Origin of the sequence: Hyalangium sp., assembly GCF_035629615.1 — a bacterium.
Taxonomy (GTDB): Bacteria; Myxococcota; Myxococcia; order Myxococcales; family Myxococcaceae; genus Hyalangium.
In genome coordinates this window covers 1-2673 of sequence record NZ_DASPHO010000234.1, presented here as the reverse complement: position 1 = coordinate 2673, position 2673 = coordinate 1, and the positions used below count along the sequence as shown (strand labels likewise).

The 2673-nt window shown below is 69.2% G+C and carries 2 protein-coding genes; one reads left to right on the top strand and one right to left on the bottom strand.

Features of this window, described 5'->3' with window-relative positions:
• On the top strand, positions 1-743 hold a 743-nt coding region (locus VD972_RS11755), incomplete at its 5' end, for an ATP-binding protein (protein WP_324985406.1).
• 15 nt (positions 744-758) lie between these two features.
• Here the strand turns inward: VD972_RS11755 and VD972_RS11750 are convergent.
• Positions 759-2672: a glycoside hydrolase family 15 protein gene (locus VD972_RS11750; RefSeq protein WP_324985403.1), complete on the bottom strand. Its 1914-nt coding sequence runs from the start codon at positions 2670-2672 to the stop codon at positions 759-761.
• Position 2673: the final 1 nt, after the last annotated feature.

Below are 2673 nucleotides of genomic sequence, written 5' to 3'. Positions count from 1 at the left end.
TGGGGCAGGTGTTCCTCAACCTGCTCATCAACGCGGCGCACGCCATCCCCGAGGGCGCGGCGGAGCAGCACGAGATCTGCGTCTCCACCTGGGTGGATGCACAGGGCCGCGTGGTGGCCGAGGTGCACGACACGGGCGTGGGCATTCCCGAGGACATCCGCCCGCGCGTGCTCGAGCCCTTCTTCACCACCAAGCCTCCAGGCGAGGGCACTGGGCTGGGGCTGTCCATCTGCCACGGCATCGTCACCAGCCTGGGCGGGGAGCTGCAGTTCGACAGCGAGGTGGGCCAGGGCACCACCTTCCGGGTGGTGCTCACCCCGCAATCGGTGGGGCACAGGGAGAGCAGCGTGCAGAAGGCAGTGAAGACCGGAGGCCGGGCCCGCATCCTCGCGGTGGACGACGAGCAGCTGGTGCTCAACGCGCTGAAGCGGACGCTTGGCTCGGAGCATGACGTGCTCCTCTTCAACCGAGCCCAGGCGGCGCTGGCGTGGCTGGCGCAGGGCGAGCCGTGGGATCTCATCCTCTGCGACTTGATGATGCCGGAGATGACGGGCATGGAGTTCCACGCCGAGGTGAGCCGGCGGATGCCCGAGCGGGCCGGCCACATCCTCTTCGTCACGGGCGGCGCGTTCACGCCCGGGGCCCGCGAGTTCCTGAGCCATCTCTCCAACGTGCGAGTGGAGAAGCCCTTCGACCCACCCGCCCTGCGGCAGCTCATCCACGCGCAGCTCCAGGGCCGGTGAGGGCGCGCGCACGACTCACTCCCGCCGCCCCAGCGTGCGGTCCAGGTTGTACGCGGCACTGATCAGCGACAGGTGCGTGAGCGCCTGCGGGAAGTTGCCCAGCGCCTCGCCCGACATGCCCGTCTGCTCCGCGTACAGCCCCACGTGGTTGGCGTACCCCAGCATGCGCTCGAACGTCAGCCGCGCCTCCTCCAGGAACTGGGGCCGCGCCACGCTCGCCCGCGTCATCGCCTCCACCAGCCAGAAGCTGCAGAGGTTGAACGTCCCCTCGCGCCCGGCGATGCCGTCCAGCGTCGCGTCCGCGTCGTACCGGAACACCAGCCCATCGGACACCAGGCCCCCTTTCTCCGGGGGCTGGAGCATCCCGTCCAGCGTGGAGAGCATCCTCGGATCCACCGGCGACAGGAAGAAGACCAGCGGCATGAGCAGGTTGGCCGCGTCCAGGGACTCGCGCTCGTAGGCCTGGATGAACGCCTGGCGCTGCTCGCTCCAGCCGCTCTTCATGATGTCCTCGAAGATGGCGTCGCGAACTGTGAGCCACCGCGTCCGGTCCGCTGGGAAGCTGCGCTTGTCCGCCAGCCGGAGGGCTCGATCCACCGCCACCCAGCACATGAGCTTCGAGTACACGAAGTGCCGCCGCCCGCCTCGCACCTCCCAGATGCCCTCGTCCCGCTCCTGCCAGTGGTCGCACACCCAGTCCACCAGCCGCCGCAGGTGCCTCCAGAAGTCGTAGCTGATGGGCGCCGCGTGCTTGTTGTAGAGGTACACCGAGTCCATCAGCTCGCCATAGATGTCCAGCTGGAGCTGATCCGCCGCCGCGTTGCCGATGCGCACCGGCCGGGCACCTCCGTAGCCGCGCAGGTGGCTGAGCTCCTCCTCCGGTGGCACCCGGCTCCCGTCGATGGCGTACATGAGCGACAGCGGTGCATCCTCCGGCAGCTCCGCGCAGCGCGCCTCCAGCCACCGCATGAAGGCGCCGGCCTCCTCCTTGAAGCCCACGCGCAGGAAGGCATAGACGGTGAAGGCCGCATCCCGCAGCCACACGTAGCGGTAGTCCCAGTTGCGCACGCCGCCCGGGGACTCGGGCAGGCTCGTCGTCGGCGCCGCGACGATGGCCCCCGTGGGCTCGAACGTCATCAGCTTCAGCGCCAGCGCCGAGCGATGCACCATCTCCCGCCACCGCCCCCTGTACGTGCACTTCGACAGCCACTGGCGCCAGTAGTTCACCGTGTCCCGGAAGAGCACCTCGGCGGACTCGTGGCTATGCACCGTGTCCGTGCAGGAGCTGGGCGCGCCCTCGCGCAGGGTGAACACCGCCGACTGGCCCGCCTGCAGCTCGAAGCGGGCCCTCACGCCCCGCGCCTCCGCCCCCAGCTTCACCTTCGTGGACAGCGTCAGGCTCAGCTTCTCCGAGACGAAGCTCGCCCCGCCCGGGATGAGCTTCGTGGTGTGCGAGTCCCTGGCGAAGTTGAACGCGGGGAAGCACTCCATCCGGAACACCATCATCCCCCGCACCACCCGCACCCGCCGCAGCACCTCGCGCGTCTGCTCGCCCGCGCTCCCCAGCGGCATGAAGTCGATGAGCTCCCCCACCCCCTCTGGCGTGTAGAAGCGCGTCACCAGCACATTCGTGTCCGGCCAATAGAACTGCTTGCGCACCACTCCGTCCGGCTCCGGAGCGACTCGGAAGTGCCCCCCTTTCTCCGGATCCAGCAGCGCCGCGAAGACGCTCGGGCTGTCGAAGTGCGGGTAGCACAGCCAGTCGATCGTGCCGTCCGTCCCCACCAGCGCCACCGTGCGCAGGTCCCCGATGACGCCATGGTCCTCGATGGGCACCGAGCCTCCACAGGCTCGGCCCGCCTTCTCACCGGATGTGGCGGGAGTGCCACCGATGAGGCTGTCTCCGGGCTCGTGTTGTCCTCCTCCCATG